At 71.0% G+C, this 13,699-nt stretch carries 13 protein-coding genes; 7 read left to right on the top strand and 6 right to left on the bottom strand.

Going from position 1 to position 13,699, the window contains the following annotated elements:
- Positions 1-108: 108 nt before the first annotated feature.
- Positions 109-864 (bottom strand): hypothetical protein, encoded by a 756-nt coding sequence (locus AB0C27_RS30315; RefSeq protein ID WP_357850553.1) that lies wholly within the window; start codon positions 862-864, stop codon positions 109-111.
- A 210-nt stretch (positions 865-1,074) separates the two neighbouring features.
- Here AB0C27_RS30315 and AB0C27_RS30310 point away from each other — a divergent pair, with 210 nt between their 5' ends.
- Both AB0C27_RS30310 and AB0C27_RS30305 read left to right on the top strand, forming a co-directional pair.
- Positions 1,075-2,553: an Nramp family divalent metal transporter gene (locus AB0C27_RS30310; RefSeq protein ID WP_357850550.1), complete on the top strand. Its 1,479-nt coding sequence runs from the start codon at positions 1,075-1,077 to the stop codon at positions 2,551-2,553.
- A 110-nt stretch (positions 2,554-2,663) separates the two neighbouring features.
- Positions 2,664-3,257: a hypothetical protein gene (locus tag AB0C27_RS30305; RefSeq protein ID WP_357850547.1), complete on the top strand. Its 594-nt coding sequence runs from the start codon at positions 2,664-2,666 to the stop codon at positions 3,255-3,257.
- A 76-nt stretch (positions 3,258-3,333) separates the two neighbouring features.
- Here the strand turns inward: AB0C27_RS30305 and AB0C27_RS30300 are convergent, their stop codons facing one another.
- Entirely contained in the window at positions 3,334-4,311 is a 978-nt protein-coding gene (locus AB0C27_RS30300) for a hypothetical protein (RefSeq protein ID WP_357850544.1), read from the bottom strand.
- Between the two features lie 230 nt (positions 4,312-4,541).
- On the opposite strand from AB0C27_RS30300, the gene AB0C27_RS30295 reads away from it, so the two are divergent.
- Both AB0C27_RS30295 and AB0C27_RS30290 read left to right on the top strand, forming a co-directional pair.
- Positions 4,542-5,720 carry an MFS transporter gene (locus AB0C27_RS30295; RefSeq protein WP_357850541.1) on the top strand — a complete coding sequence of 393 codons (1,179 nt, stop codon included), beginning with the start codon at positions 4,542-4,544 and terminating at the stop codon, positions 5,718-5,720.
- Between the two features lie 60 nt (positions 5,721-5,780).
- Positions 5,781-6,050, top strand: a complete 270-nt coding sequence (locus tag AB0C27_RS30290) for a GlsB/YeaQ/YmgE family stress response membrane protein (RefSeq protein ID WP_357850538.1) — start codon at positions 5,781-5,783, stop codon at positions 6,048-6,050.
- Between the two features lie 171 nt (positions 6,051-6,221).
- Here the strand turns inward: AB0C27_RS30290 and AB0C27_RS30285 are convergent, their stop codons facing one another.
- The gene (locus tag AB0C27_RS30285) at positions 6,222-7,202 is read right to left on the bottom strand and encodes a sporulation protein (protein WP_357850535.1); all 981 of its coding nucleotides are present in this window, start codon (positions 7,200-7,202) and stop codon (positions 6,222-6,224) included.
- An 87-nt stretch (positions 7,203-7,289) separates the two neighbouring features.
- Complete coding sequence (locus tag AB0C27_RS30280) at positions 7,290-8,675, bottom strand: xylan 1,4-beta-xylosidase (protein ID WP_357850533.1); 1,386 nt, start codon at positions 8,673-8,675, stop codon at positions 7,290-7,292.
- A gap of 291 nt (positions 8,676-8,966) precedes the next feature.
- Between AB0C27_RS30280 and AB0C27_RS30275 the strand changes: the two genes are divergently transcribed.
- Positions 8,967-9,614 carry a TetR/AcrR family transcriptional regulator gene (locus tag AB0C27_RS30275; RefSeq protein WP_357850530.1) on the top strand — a complete coding sequence of 216 codons (648 nt, stop codon included), beginning with the start codon at positions 8,967-8,969 and terminating at the stop codon, positions 9,612-9,614.
- A gap of 94 nt (positions 9,615-9,708) precedes the next feature.
- Positions 9,709-11,823 carry a SpoIIE family protein phosphatase gene (locus tag AB0C27_RS30270; RefSeq protein WP_357850527.1) on the top strand — a complete coding sequence of 705 codons (2,115 nt, stop codon included), beginning with the start codon at positions 9,709-9,711 and terminating at the stop codon, positions 11,821-11,823.
- Between the two features lie 22 nt (positions 11,824-11,845).
- Here the strand turns inward: AB0C27_RS30270 and AB0C27_RS30265 are convergent, their stop codons facing one another.
- Positions 11,846-12,220: a hypothetical protein gene (locus AB0C27_RS30265; protein WP_357850524.1), complete on the bottom strand. Its 375-nt coding sequence runs from the start codon at positions 12,218-12,220 to the stop codon at positions 11,846-11,848.
- Between the two features lie 143 nt (positions 12,221-12,363).
- On the opposite strand from AB0C27_RS30265, the gene AB0C27_RS30260 reads away from it, so the two are divergent.
- Positions 12,364-13,014, top strand: coding sequence for a serine/threonine-protein kinase (locus AB0C27_RS30260; RefSeq protein ID WP_357851392.1), 651 nt, complete (start codon positions 12,364-12,366; stop codon positions 13,012-13,014).
- Here the strand turns inward: AB0C27_RS30260 and AB0C27_RS30255 are convergent.
- A complete protein-coding gene (locus AB0C27_RS30255; RefSeq protein WP_357850521.1) occupies positions 12,989-13,675 on the bottom strand; it encodes a response regulator transcription factor in 687 nt (228 codons plus the stop codon). The genes AB0C27_RS30260 and AB0C27_RS30255 overlap by 26 nt on opposite strands.
- Positions 13,676-13,699 lie beyond the last annotated feature (24 nt).

The following is a 13,699-nucleotide window of genomic DNA, read 5'->3' as shown; positions in this document are numbered from 1 at the left end:
AGGGCGGGGAGCGGGGAGTGACCATGAGGTCCCGGGTCACATGGCAGTGTCCCGGGACCGAACCGGAATGACCTTCACGACCGGCTCTGACCGGCTGCGGGTCCGGCCTTAGAAGCGGGCGTACCAGCCGGGCCAGCCGTAGCCCACCCAGCCGCGCGGGGCCCAGACACCGCGCTGGTCCCAGCCGTGGTCGTGGTCACGGTGCCAGCCGCCGTTCCAGCGACCGTCCCAGTGACCGCCGTCCCAGTGGCCACCGTCCCAGTGGCCACCGTCCCAGTGGCCGCCGTCCCTGTGGCCACCGTCCCAGTGGCCACCGTCCCAGTGGCCGCCGTCCCAGTGGCCACGGTCCCAGTTGTCCTGGTTCCCGTGGCCGTGGCGGTGCCAGTCGCCCTGGTTCCAGTGGTCACGGTTCCAGGAACCGTTGTCCCAGCCACCCTCGGCCTCTTCGCCGTAGCCGGCTTCGTCGTAACCGGCGCCGTCGTGCTTGACGTCCTCGTGCTTGACGTCCTCGAACCTGCCGTCCTCGAACTTGACGCTCTCGTGCTGCGCTTCCTCGGCCTCCGCGTCCTCGTACGCCATGTCCTCGTACTGCGTGACCTCGGGCTTCATGGCCTCGTGCTCGACGGCCTCGTGCTTGACCTCGTCCTTGACCTCGTGCTCGACCTCGTCCTGCTTGCTGCCGCTGCAGGCCGAGGCGTCGCGGCGGCCCGCGTAGACGCCCCATGCGTCGATACGCAGCGAGTGACGCACGTCCGACACGCTCAGGTCGCAGACGACCGGGTTGGCGCTGGCCGGCGTGGCCATGCCGACGAGCGCGGCGGCCGTGACGAAGGCGCCACCTGCCGCTATGAACTTACCTTTCATGATCTCCCCCTGTAGTCACCGTGTGGCAACACTTCCTCACTCTACGTAGTCAATCCTGTTAGGTCGCGTAACGCCACGCGTGGACAACTCGTCACGTTGACCACCCGTCTGAACCGATCCCGGACATGCCCGAGAAGGCCACAACACCGGGCAATTGGGTCTTGTGATGACCGCCCTTCGGGATCACCCTGAACGGCAGGAGGCACTGACATGTCGCACCCACTCGGAGTCAGCCGTCCCGATCTCGAAGTCACCGATCTGCCGACCCCGGAAGAGGTCTTCAAAGTCCCCCGGCTCGGCATCAAGGAACTGTTCAAGTACGCCGTCGGCCCCAGCCTGATCGCCCTGGGCATCTCGATCGGCAGCGGCGAGTGGCTGCTGGGCCCCCTCAGCGTGGGGCAGTACGGATTCGTCGGCGTCGGCTGGGTCATCGTGGTGTCGGCCCTGCTGCAGACGTTCTACAACGTCGAGTGCTCGCGCTACGTCCTCGCGACCGGCGAGACGCCGGTCGTCGGCTGGGGACGGGTGCCGCCGGGCTGGCCCCTGTGGGTGCCCCTGTCGGTGCTCATCGTGATCTTCGCCTTCATCGCGGGCGGGTGGGCCGCGTCGGCGGGTCAGGGCGTGTACGCGCTGGTCCACGGCGTCCCCCCGGGAGCGGACGACGTCGAGCCGCGGCTGTACGCCATCGGCCTGCTCGTGCTGGTGTTCCTCATCACCGCCGCCGCCCGCCGCATCAGCCGCGCCCTGGAGCTGGCCAACTGGGTCATGGTCGGCACCATCCTGATCGCCCTGCTGGCGGTGGACCTGCTCGTGGTGCCGTTCAGCCAGTGGTGGGAGGGCATCCGCGGCTTCCTCACCCCGGCCGCCCCGCCCGCCGGGATCACCGCCACCCAGCTCGGCGGCCTGGCCGGCTTCACCGCGCTGGCCTCGGGCCTCAACTGGTACGTCATGGGCCACTACCGGGACAAGGGCTACGGCATGGGCTACCGGGTCGGCTACATCTCCGGCCTGCGCGGAGAGCGGACGACCATCCTGGCCAGCGGCGTCACCTTCCCCGACGACGAACGCAACCGGAGCTTGTGGCGGCGCTGGTACCGGCTGCTCATGGTGGACATGTGGGGCGTGTTCTTCGTCGGCGCCATCCTCGGCATGCTGCTGCCCACCCTGCTCATGTCGCAGGCGGTCGCGATGTCGGGCGAGAAGCCGACGCGGGCGAACGTGCCCACGTTCGTGGCCACCGCGCTGGGCGACCAGTACGGGCAGGTCGTCTTCTACATCTCGCTGCTGGTGGGCGTGCTGATCCTGTTCTCCACCCAGCTCGGCATCTTCGAGGCGATGGTGCGGGTGACCACCGACGCGGCCAACGCGACGAGCCCGCGCCTGCGCCGGCTGATCGAGGGTGACCCTCGGCGCTTCTACTACCCGTTCATGCTCCTGCTGCTGGTGGTCATCTCGATCATCATCTTCCAGTCGCTGCCGGTGGGGCTCGTGGAGTGGTCGGCGAACATGTCGAACCTCGGCGCTCTGGTGTATCCGTTCCTGCTGATGTACCTCAACAGCAAGCTGCCGCGCCCGGCCCGCCCCAGGCCCTGGCACTACGTCATCCTCGTGCTCAACTTCCTGTTCTTCGGCTTCTTCTTCGTCAACTTCATCGCCGACTTCGTCGGGGATCCGCTGGTGACGTTCTGACCGGAGCCCGTCCGGGGCCCCTTTCAGGTTCGTCGAAGTGATCCGAATGGCTGTTCGGTCGCCGTTAGCGTGACCGGCGTACTGAACAGCACTTCGGAGGGAAAACCACCATGGCCTCGTCCTCGGGCCGCATGACCCGCGCCACCGTCCTCGGGCTGGCGGTGGCGCTGGGCGCCACCCTGCCCCTCAGCGCCACCGCCACGGCCTCCGCCGCGACGATCACCAAGACGTCCGCCCAAATGACCGCCCAGACGACCGGCGTCGCCGCGCAGCGGGTGAAGCTGTACGAGCTGGTGACCAAGGACGGCGGGTTCTTCTACACCGCGAGCGAGTCGGAGAAGCGCGACGCCGTCGCCAAGCACGGCTGGTCCACGACGCGGACGCCGCTGTACTACCTCTCGCCCGCCCCGTTCGCCGGCGGCAAGCCGCTCTACCGGCTGCGCTGGGCGAAGAAGGCCAGCTACATCGTCACCGGGTCGACGGCGGAGCGGGAGCGCCTGGTGACCTCGGGCGCGTTCCGCTATGAAGGCATCCTCGGGTACGCCCCCGGCTCGGCGGGCGCCGGCGGGGACGTGAAGGTGTTCCGGCTGTCGAACGACAACAAGTGGCGCCTCGCGATCGAGTCGCACACCCGCAAGATCCTGGCGGACGAGCCGGGCTGGAAGCTCGACGGCCCGCTGCTGTACCAGTTCGGCGAGGGCTGATCGGCACACCGTCTCAGCGTGCGCTGAGCATAGGACACTGAGGGGGCGCGCCGGGACGGCGCGCCCTTCTCGCGTGTCAGGCGCGGTGGAACAGTTCCAGCAGTTCCTCGGCGCGGCGGGTGCGACCCACCCACACCTCCCGGCCGCGCCGCTCCCTGGTGATCAGCCGCGCGGCCCGCAGCCGGTCACAGTGGTAGGTGATGCTGCTGGGCGCGACCTGGAGGTCGACCGCCAGCATGCTCATCGTCATGGGCCGGGCGATCTTGCACAGCAGGTCCGCGCGTACCGGGCCCATGAGCGCCGACAGCTCGTCCCGCGACGGGGCCGCGGGCCGGCGCCACAGGGACTCCGCGCCCGGCACCGGGTACGCGATCCACACGGCCTCCTCGTGATCCAGGCTGACGATCACGGCGTCCTTGCCGGCCAGCATCGGCACCAGGACGATCTTCCTGTTGCCGAGGTCGAACCGGCTGGACTCGACGTCCGAGATGAGCAGGCCGCTCTCGCCGTACGCGATGCGGTGGTTGAGCGAGCCCAGCAGCAGTTCGACCCCGCCGCGGACGGCGGCCAGCCCCACCCGGTTGACCTCCCTGTCGAGGAGGGGGCGGGCGCGCAGCCAGAGGGGTTCGACGGTGTTCCAGACCTCGGACAGGGCGCCGGCGTAGCCGTGCAGCCAGGCCGCGGGCTGTTCGGCGGCGAAGCGCCAGTGCACGGGCAGCGCTCCGCCGTGGAACGCCTGCTCCAGGTCGGCGATCAGGCGCTCGGGCGGCAGCTCGCGCAGGGCGCTGACCTGCACGGGGACGTCTCCGGCAGCGGGAGTGCTGGGGACGATGCAGTCGGGGACGACGGAGTAGCCGGGGGCGGCGAGCGAGCGCACCGCCTGGTGGCCTGGCCGGCCGACGCGGGACCTGAGCGCCTGGCGCCAGAGGTCCGGCAGGCCGCGGTGGCGGCCCGCGAGGGCGTCGCTGATCATGGCCACGGCCGTGAGGTGCGGAGAGATCGAGATGGAGAGCTGAGGAGTGGCGGTCATGCGCAGCTCACTCCATACGGTCATGCTGGTTACGTCGGCTCCTCGGGGGTTGACTCGATCGGGCAGTGAGTCAACTTATTCTGGACACTTTCTCCGGACTTACAACCCGATTGCAGGCCGGCCCGTTGCCGGGCGCCGCCCGCCGCGCGACCGCTTCGGGCGCTATGAGGCTGAGGGCCCCATCCTGCACGAAATATGGCCCTATATGGTCGTATACGTGCTTTGCGGGATAACGAAGCGGGAACGGCTGACCAATGTCTGAGCCGTGGCAGCGGCGGCGGGCGCTGGGCGTGCTGCTGGCCCACGCGGTGACCACACAGGTGGTCACGTTCGTGCTGCGGCCGACGATGTCGTACCGGGCGATCGAGCTGGACGTGCCACCCGCGTGGCTCGGCGTGCTCGGCGCGAGCTTCGCCATCGCCCCGTTGCTGCTGGCCCTGCCCGCAGGGCACGCGGCCGACCGGTACGGCGAGCGGCGCATGGCGGTGGCAGGGGCGCTGACGCTGGTGGCCGCGGGGGTCGCGTTCCTGACGCTCGGGCACACCGTCGCCGGGCTGGTCACGGCCGGGATCCTGCTCGGGACCGGCCACCTCGGCTGCGTCATCGCCCAGCAGGCGCTGGTGGCCAACACCACCCGGCGCGGCGGCCACGACGCGGCGTTCGGCCGCTACACGTTCGCCGCCTCGCTGGGCCAGGCGGCCGGGCCGGTGCTGATCTCCGTGTTCGGCGGCGAGCGGGCCATCCCCGACACCGGCACCATCTTCCTGTGGTCCTGCGGCCTGGCCGTGCTGCTCGTCGTGCTGTCGGCGCTGCTGGCCCGCAGCCCGCGCCCCGAGGCGGGCGAACGGGACGACAGCGGCGGCGTGCGCTCCCTGCTGCGCCGCCCCGGGCTCGCGTACGCGCTGATCACGAGCTGCGTCGTGCTGGCCGCCGTGGACATCACGCTCGTCTACCTGCCGGCCATGGGCACCGAGCACGGGCTCGCCGCCGGCACGGTCGGCCTGCTGCTGACCGTGCGCGGCCTGGCCTCCATGGCCTCGCGCTTCTTCCTCGGCCGCCTGTCCCAGGCGGTCGGGCGGCGCCGGCTCCTGGTCACCAGCACGGTCGCGGCGGCTGTGGCCATGCTCCTCACTCCCCTGCCGATGCCGCTGTGGCTGCTGCTGGGCGTCCTGCTCGTGCTGGGCTTCGGGCTCGGCGTGGGGCAGCCGCTGACCATGTCGTGGCTGGCCGAGTCGGCGCCGCCCGGCCTGCGCGGGCGGGCGATGTCGCTGCGGCTGGTCGGCAACCGCACCGGGCAGATCCTGTTGCCGGGCGCGGCGGGGCTGGTCGCGGCCGGGCTGGGGGCCGGGGGCGTCCTCATGGTCACGGCGCTCGGCCTCGGCTGGGCCGGCGTGGCCGCCAGGCGGCTGCCCGCGGACGGCACGAAACTCTGAGGGCCCGGTCGTTCGTTGACCCGGTGACGGAAGATCGCCTGGCCTTCTGGGAGGCGCAGCATGGAAATCACCGGAATCATCTCCGGCCTCATCATCGGCATCGTGATCGGCGTCCTGGGGCGGCTCGTCGTTCCCGGCCGCCAGCGCATCCCCATCTGGCTCACCATCGTGATCGGCGTGGTCGCCGCCCTGATCGGCACCACCATCGCCGCCGGGCTCGGCGTGGCCGACACAGGGGGCGTCGACTGGATCGAGCTGGTCATCCAGATCGCGCTGGCCGCGCTGGGGGTCTCGCTGACGGCGGGAATGTACGTCAAACGCCGCGAGTGACCCGACCACGGGCGGCGGCCATCCGGCCGGACGGCCGCCGCCCGTGATCGGTGAAGCGGAGTCAGGGGTGCGTGGCGGGCGGGTCAGGTGGCACGGACGCCGCCGGGCACCCCTCCGTCCCCGGGTGCCGCGGAGGCGCCGGGCGCTGCGGAGACTCCGGGCGCCCCCGCGTCACCAGTCGCCGCCCTCCTCGTCCCCTTCGAAGAACTCCTCCACGACCTCTTCGACGACCTCACCGGCCACGAGCCCGCCGACCACCCCAGCGGCGCCGGCGGCGGCCACCATGCCGAGGCCGGGCCCGCCGTGGTGCCCGCCGTGGTGCCCGCCGTGGTCATCGTGCTCGTAATGCCCGTGGTGGCCGCCGTACGAGGGGCCGGGGTGGCCGTACTGGGAGAGGCCGTCGAGCCAGCGGCCGAGCTCGCCGGCCCAGTCCGTGTGCAGGGCGTCCTCGTGGCTGACGTGGAAGCGGCCGATGGCGTCGCTGGAGGAGTAGCGGCCGCTGCGCTTGTCGGCCTCCAGGACCACCTCCAGCCCGGCCGGATCGGCCACGAAGGTCACCTCGACCTCGCCGACCACCCCCGCGTACCGGCCGGACGGGTAGAACTCGATCTCCTGGTAGAACGGCAGCTCCTGGCGCACGCCGTACAGCCGCCCGGCCTCCAGGTCGGCCGACTTGAACGCGAAGCCGAGCCCCAGGAACGCCTCCAGGATGCGCAGCTGCGACGGCAGCGGCTCGACGGCCACCATGTCGAGGTCGCCCTTGTCGACGGCCTTGGCGATGGCCAGCTCGGTGCGCACACCCACCGCCATGCCGGTCAGCGGCTGCCCGCCGATCTCGCTGATCGGGGCCTCCCACGGGACCGGCAGCCGGAAGTCGATCACGCGGTCCTCGCCCTTGCGCAGCGTGAAGGGGCCGGAGACCTGGGCGCGGGAGAACTCGCCGAGCCCGGCCGCCTCACCGTCGCCGTGCTCGATCTCGACCCTGGCCACCAGGCCGAGGGTGACGTGCTCGATCTCGGCGTCGAAGTCACCGCCCTTGAGCCGTACCTCTCCCTCCAGCGTGCCGCCCGGCTGGGTCCGCGGCGTGGACAGCACGGTGTCCACCGAGGGCGCGCCGACGCCGAACGCGCCCAGCATCCTTTTGAAGACCACGGGTCTGTACTCCCCTGTCGAAGATCGTTTGTCTGCCGCCGCGTCAACGATCGGCACGGGGCCGGAGTTCCGGCCCTCCCCGACAGGTCAGCGGCCGCTCCATTTGATCTCGTACGCCTTGAGCGCGAACTCCTTGCCGTCCACGGTCGTGCTGACCGCCTTGTCCGTCGTGTTCACCAGCAGCAGCTGCTCCGGCTGGGCCAGCACCCTGACCGCGGGGTCGGACGATTCCACGGACTCGAGCTGCGCCCCGGCGGGGAACCACTTGGCGAAGCCGGTCACGAGCCGGCCGGTCGGCGTCAGGGCCCCGCTGCGCGGCTCCCACATGCAGCCCTGGCACGGGCCCTGCTTGGCCTGCGGGTTCCAGTAGAGCGCGGTGGCGACGCCGCTGCGGGCGAACTCCATCATGGACGCCGCCTGGACGGCCAGGCGCTTGGGTTCGTCCCACTTGGTGCCGTCCTCGGGCACGAAGTACCACTCCGACCACCAGACCGGCAGGTCGTCGGTCTTCTCGCGCAGCCACTTGGTGACCGCGCTGAACTTGCTCAGCGCCCCGAACTCGTCGGGCAGCAGTTCGTGCGCGTCGGTGACCGAGGCGCCGTCGACCACGATGAAGTCGGCGCCCTTCTTGTTCTCGTACCAATAATTGAACGCGTCGAGGACGTTCTGGTTGACGACGCCCCAGTCGCCGCGCAGCTCCGAGTCGCCGCCGCTGTTGCTGTCGAAGCCGAGGTACGGCCCGCCGACCAGCGCGTCGGGACGGGCGGCCTTCACCGCGTCGTAGACCTTGTTGTACAGCTGGGTGTAGCCCTTGTAGTCCGCGGGCTTGGCGTGGTCCTTCCAGAAGCCCTTGAACTCGTTCCACACCATGAAGTACTTGACGTCCTTGTACCGGGTGGCGACCGCGGCCGAGAGCTTGGCGAAGTCGTCGAAGTGCTCGGGGTAGGGGGCGTCCTCCAGGTGCTCGCCCCAGGCCGACTCCTCCGTGGGGCCTTCAGGGCCGCCCTTCATCCAGTCGGGCGCGCAGCAGAGCGTGATCACCGGAGTGGCCCGCGACTGCCGCATGACGTTCATCCGGCTGTCGAGGTCTTCCCAGAAGTACTGACCGGGGTACGGCTCGGGGTTGAGCGCGCCGAAGCCCATGATGTGCTGGTTCTGCAGCATCGGCGTACCGGCGAGGTTGCCGGCGACGGCCTGCTCGAACTCCTGCGTGACGTTGTTGGCGCTGACGCCGGTGTGGGTGAAGCCCCAGCGGGGCCAGCCCTCGTCCACCGACGGTGGCTTGGCGGCGGGGCTCGTGCTCCGCGTCTCGGGCGCGGCGCTGCTCTCCGTCGCCGGCGACGGGGCCCCCTGCTCCGCCTGACCCGTCGCGCCGCAGCTCGCCATGACGACGGCCAGGGCGCTCGCCCCGGCCGCGTAGGTGGTGGCCCTGCCAAACCGCCGCCACCACGATCCCCCGGTTGTCCTTGCCACCCGATTCTCACCTGATCCCAACGCTGAACATGCCGCTCGTAGCGTTCCATGGCGGGACCGACAGGGGCACATAGGGGGCAAAGACTCACAGCTAATCGTTATGTGCGGGCGGTTGCGGATCAGCGGAACAGAGCGTCCGGTACGGCGTCGGCGAGTGCCTGGTAGCCGGCGGGGTGAGGCGGCTCCTCCGTCGGTTTCGGGCACGATACCGAACGCCTGCCGCTGGCTTTTTACCGGCACTTGTCGATCAAGTCATAGGTTCGGCGGCACACCCCGCCTAGGGTCGCGTCCATGGACTCTCCACCAGAAGGCGGTGAGCGGCAGCTGATCCTGCGGGTGGCCACCAAACTCTTCTCCGCGCTTGGCTATGACAGCACCTCCCTTGAGCAGATCGCCGACGCCGCCGGAGTGGACATGCCGGCCATCAACGCACATGTCACCACTAAGCGGCAGCTCTACCTGGACGTCATGGAGCAGATCCGTGAGCTGGTCGCCTCCGCCCTCCAGCCCTACACCGACGAACTGGCGGCCACGCCGCCCGAAGGACGCGGGCCGGCGTTGCACCGGTTCCTCGACGCCTACATCGACATGTGCGTGGCCCATCCCGAGGTGCCCGCGCTGTGGATGCATCGCTGGCTGTCGGACGCCAGCGACATCTTCGAGGTGGAGGCGAGGGACGCCCAGCCGCTGACGCGGTATCTCGTGGCGAGCATCACCAGGCTGACCGAGCCGGTGCAGGCTGATCCGCTGCACCTCACGTACACGATGATCTGGTGTGTGCACGGCTTCGTCCTCAGCGGGGTGCTCGAGGGGCAGGGGCTCAGGAGCGGCGTCGACGACTCCGGTCAGTTGCGGCGCTTCCGCGCGCACATGCATCAGCTCTTCGGCCGGGTGCTATGGCTGCCCCCGCTCTCCGGCCCTGTTCCCGGCGGCGTGTGATCAGCCCCCTGCGCCTTATGCGTGTATTCTGCCCGTATGGGGGGTTTCAGGTGGTTGTCCGGTACCCGTCACATGAGCGTGGAGTGGTGAGACGGTGCCGGCGAGCAAGGTGGCGGCGCGCGGCGTGGCGAACGACTCGTCCCGCCTCGAAGAGCTGCTGATCAGCTCGGTCACCGGCACCGGCGCCCACGTCGGCGCGGTCTATGTCCTCGACAGGAGCGGCAACCTGCTGCGGATGGTCACCGAGATCGGCCTGCCCACCTCGATCGCGCGATCGTTCGCCCGGATCAGGCTGACCGAGGCGATTCCGCTCTCCGTCGCGGTCCGCGAACAACGCTTCATCTGGATCAGCGGCCGTGAGCACCTGGCCCGCGAGTTCCCCGGCGTGGCCCTGTCGCTCCCGTACCAGTTCGCGGCCGCGCTGGCCCCGGTCTGCGCCGGTGACACCGTCGTCGGCGGGTTCTTCCTGCTGTGGCCTGCCGGGCGCGTCAACGAGCTCGACCCCGGCCAGCTCGACATCATCAGCGACACCTGCGCCCGGCTCGGCGAGCTGATCAAGCGGGCGGCGGAACGCGGCCGGCCCATCACCGCCGGGTCCCAGCCGCGCGTCCTCGGCCCGCGCCCGTCCCAGGAGGCGGACCCGAGAGCCGACCTGGTCGCGCTGGAGCTGGTCAACCGGCTGCCCGAGGGGTTCTGCGGGCTGGACGTGGACGGCCGCGTGACACTGATCAGCGCGCAGGCCTCCGATCTGCTCGACCTGCGCCCGGCCGACGTGGTCGGCAAACGGCTGTGGGAGGTGCTGCCCTGGCTGGGCGATCCCGCGTACGAGGGCCGCTACCGCGCCGCGGTCATCAGCCGCCGGATCACCCGCTTCGTCGCCCGCAACCCCGAAGGGCGGCGGCTGACGTTCGAGCTGTGTCCCGGGCTGTCCGGCCTCACCGTGCGCATCGCCCCGGCCCCCGCGACGCGCGGCTCCGCGCTCGAACCGGTGGACATCGTGACCCCGCCCCGGATGATCGCCGTGCACGACATCCTGCGGCTGGCCACCTCCCTCGCGCGGGCGATGACCGCGCAGGAGGTGATCGACCAGGTCGCCGACCACATCATGCCCGTCTACGACATCCAGGCCCTGGCCATCCTCACCGGCAAGGGCGGACGGCTGCGGGTGGTCGCCTCGCGCGGCTACAGCCCGCGGGCGGTCGAGGAGTTCGACAGCCGCGGCGCGATCCCGCCGGCCCAGGGGGACGCGCTGACGCCTGCGTTCTTCGGCAGCCGGGAAGAGCTGCGCGAGGCGTACCCGGACGCCGTGTGCTCCGACGACATGAGCGCGTGGGCGTTCCTGCCGCTGATCACGTCGAGCCGTCCCATCGGGACGTGCGTCCTGGCCTACGACCGCCCGCACGAGTTCGGCGCCGACGAGCGGGCCTCACTGATCGCCCTCTCCGGGCTGATCGCGCAGGCGTTCGAGCGCGCCCGTCTCTACGACGTCAAGCACCAGCTCGCCCAGTGCCTGCAGTCGAGCCTGCTGCCGCGCACACTCCCCCACCTGCCCGGCCTGGACGTGGCGGCCAGATATGTGCCGGCCACCCCTGGCATGGACATCGGCGGCGACTTCTACGACCTGATCCGGCTCAGCGACACCAAGGTCGCCGCCGTCATCGGCGACGTGCAGGGGCACGACGTGACCGCCGCCGCTCTGATGGGGCAGGTGCGCACGGCCGTCCGCGCCCACGCCACCGCCGGGGCCAGCCCGGGCGAGGTGCTCGCGCACACCAACCGGCTGCTCACCGAACTCGCCCCCGACCGCTTCACCAGTTGCCTGTACGTCGCCTTCGACCTGCGCCGGCACACCGCCTGCCTGGCCAGCGCCGGGCACCCGCCGCCCGTGCTGGGCCGGCCCGGCGCCCCCGGGCAGGTCGTCGAGACCCCACCCGGGCTGCTGCTCGGCATCGACCCCGACGCCGAGTACGTGACTGTGGACGTACCGCTCCCACCGGACTCCGTGATGATGCTCTACACGGACGGGCTCATCGAGGAGCCCGGCCTCGACCTGGGCGACTGCATCGCCGCCCTGGCCGCCGGCTTCACGCCGTCGCCGCGCCACCCGCTGCACGCCCTGGCCGACTCGCTCATCGCGCAGGCCGGGATCGAGCGGCGCATGGACGACATCGCGCTGCTGCTCGTACGGAACGGCCGCGCGCGGGCGTGACTCGACGTACGGCGAGCGTTGCTCAACGCACGGGCGACAGGCGCAGCACCGCCTTGCTGCCCGACAACGACAGGATGCGCACGCCGATGCCGTTGACCGAGCCGGAGGAGCCGCGGCCGAGCACCGCCTGCGACGACACGTACGCCCCTGTGCCCCGCACCTTCACCATGCTGGAGTTGAAGGCGATGGCCAGCCGGGTGATGCCGAAGCGGGAGCTGACCCGGAACGACACGCTCTTGGTGAGGGTGAGCTTGCACTTGCCGTCGTAGCAGGCCCGGAGGTTCGGCTTGGCGGTCGCGGTCGCGGAGGCGGCGGTGGCGACGGTCGCGTGCGCGGCGACCGGGGTCAGGACGAGGGACGCGGTCACGGCGAGCGCGGTGGCGATCTTGGCGGACATGGTCCTCCTTGCTGTCCGGAGATGTCATGAGGTTTTACGAAATCGGTAACCCTGATCAATGGTGCGGCGATGCCTCCGGGACCGGTCCCGGGGAAACCCTGCGTGATCGTTCTCTCACTCGTTAGCCTCTTTTCGTGCGCTTGATGCAGGGGCGGTCCGCAACGGGGAGGCTCGCGGCACGCCGGGGCACGACCGTGGACGGACGTTACCGGCTGACGCGGCCCCTCGCGCGCGGACGTACCGGCGAGGTGTGGCTCGCCCGCGATCTGGAGCTGGGCCGCGATGTCGCGCTCAAACGGGTGGCAGTCGAGGGCACGGCCGGACTCGACCGGCTGTGGGCCGAGGCGCGGGCGCCGGCCAGGTTCAGCCATCCGCACGTGGTCACCCTGCACCACGCCGTGCGCGCGGGCGGGCGGCGCGGGCTCGCGCTGTGGCTGGTGATGGAGCACGTCCCCGGCGGCAGCCTGGAAGGGCGGAGGCCGCTGCCGCCGGAGACGGCGGCGCGGATCGGGGCCCAGATCGCCGGCGCGCTGGCGGCGTTCCACGCGGAGGGCATCGTCCACTGCGACATCAAACCGGGCAACGTGGTCGTCACCGGGGACGGCACGGCCAAGGTGGCCGACTTCGGGGCCGCGTACCGGGTGGGGGGCGCGGAGACGATCACCCCGAACAGCGCGGTCAGCTACACGCCCGGCTACGCCGCGCCCGAGGTGGTGCGGGGGCGGCCCGAGCCCGCGTCGGACGTCGCTTTCGGTGACGGGCCGCGGGCTACCGGGGCGGCTCGCGCAGGATGAAACCGGTGCCGCCGGCGGAGTGGAGCATGCGCGGGTGGCCGTCCGACTCCAGCTTGCGGCGCAGCCCGCCGACGAACGCGTCCACCGGGCTGCCCGTGACCTCGAAGTCGTAGCCCCAGACGCGTTCGAGCAGCAGCGTGCGCGACATCGCCAGGCCGGCGTTGCGTGCCAGCACCTCCAGCAGGCCGAACTCGCGCCGCGTCACCCGCACCTCACGGCCCTCCAGCGTGACCCGGCGGGCGGCGGGGTCGAGGGTGAGCGGGCCGACCTCGACGGTGGCGGCGGGTGCGGGGGCGATGTGGCGCAGCAGCGCGCGCAGGCGCAGGACCAGCTCGTACAGGTCGAACGGTTTGATCACGCAGTCGTCGGCCCCGGCGGCCAGCCCGGCCACGCGCTCCTCGACCTCGTCCCGTTCCGCGAGGATCAGCACCGGCGCGTGCGTGCCCGCCTCACGTAATCGGGCGCACACCTCGATGCCCGACATGCCGGGCATCGAGACGTCCAGCAGGATCGCGTCAGGAGGAGCGTCTCTGACGCTGTCCAGGGCGAGCGGCCCGGAATCGACGGTGTCGACGGCGAAGCCCTCCATGCGCAGGCCGCGCCAGAGCGCGCGCTGCAGCGTCTGGTCGTCGTCCACGGCGAGAATCCGGTAGGCGGTCATGCGCGTGCTCCTCCGCGGTGCTCG

Source organism: Nonomuraea sp. NPDC048882, from assembly GCF_040649755.1.
Lineage (GTDB): Bacteria > Actinomycetota > Actinomycetes > Streptosporangiales > Streptosporangiaceae > Nonomuraea > Nonomuraea maheshkhaliensis.
Note: the sequence above shows the minus strand (reverse complement) of the source record. Positions and strands in the feature narration are given on the sequence as shown.

What these genes read in the sequence shown, in the direction of transcription:
- AB0C27_RS30305 (WP_357850547.1), top strand. Translation starts at nt 2,664, where the DNA reads ATGGCCTCGTCCTCGGGCCGCATGACCCGCGCCACCGTCCTCGGGCTG.
- AB0C27_RS30275 (WP_357850530.1), top strand. Translation starts at nt 8,967, where the DNA reads ATGGACTCTCCACCAGAAGGCGGTGAGCGGCAGCTGATCCTGCGGGTG.
- AB0C27_RS30300 (WP_357850544.1), bottom strand. Translation starts at nt 4,311, where the DNA reads ATGACCGTATGGAGTGAGCTGCGCATGACCGCCACTCCTCAGCTCTCC.
- AB0C27_RS30255 (WP_357850521.1), bottom strand. Translation starts at nt 13,675, where the DNA reads ATGACCGCCTACCGGATTCTCGCCGTGGACGACGACCAGACGCTGCAG.
- AB0C27_RS30260 (WP_357851392.1), top strand. Translation starts at nt 12,364, where the DNA reads ATGCAGGGGCGGTCCGCAACGGGGAGGCTCGCGGCACGCCGGGGCACG.
- AB0C27_RS30295 (WP_357850541.1), top strand. Translation starts at nt 4,542, where the DNA reads ATGTCTGAGCCGTGGCAGCGGCGGCGGGCGCTGGGCGTGCTGCTGGCC.
- AB0C27_RS30265 (WP_357850524.1), bottom strand. Translation starts at nt 12,220, where the DNA reads ATGTCCGCCAAGATCGCCACCGCGCTCGCCGTGACCGCGTCCCTCGTC.
- AB0C27_RS30315 (WP_357850553.1), bottom strand. Translation starts at nt 864, where the DNA reads ATGAAAGGTAAGTTCATAGCGGCAGGTGGCGCCTTCGTCACGGCCGCC.
- AB0C27_RS30310 (WP_357850550.1), top strand. Translation starts at nt 1,075, where the DNA reads ATGTCGCACCCACTCGGAGTCAGCCGTCCCGATCTCGAAGTCACCGAT.
- AB0C27_RS30290 (WP_357850538.1), top strand. Translation starts at nt 5,781, where the DNA reads ATGGAAATCACCGGAATCATCTCCGGCCTCATCATCGGCATCGTGATC.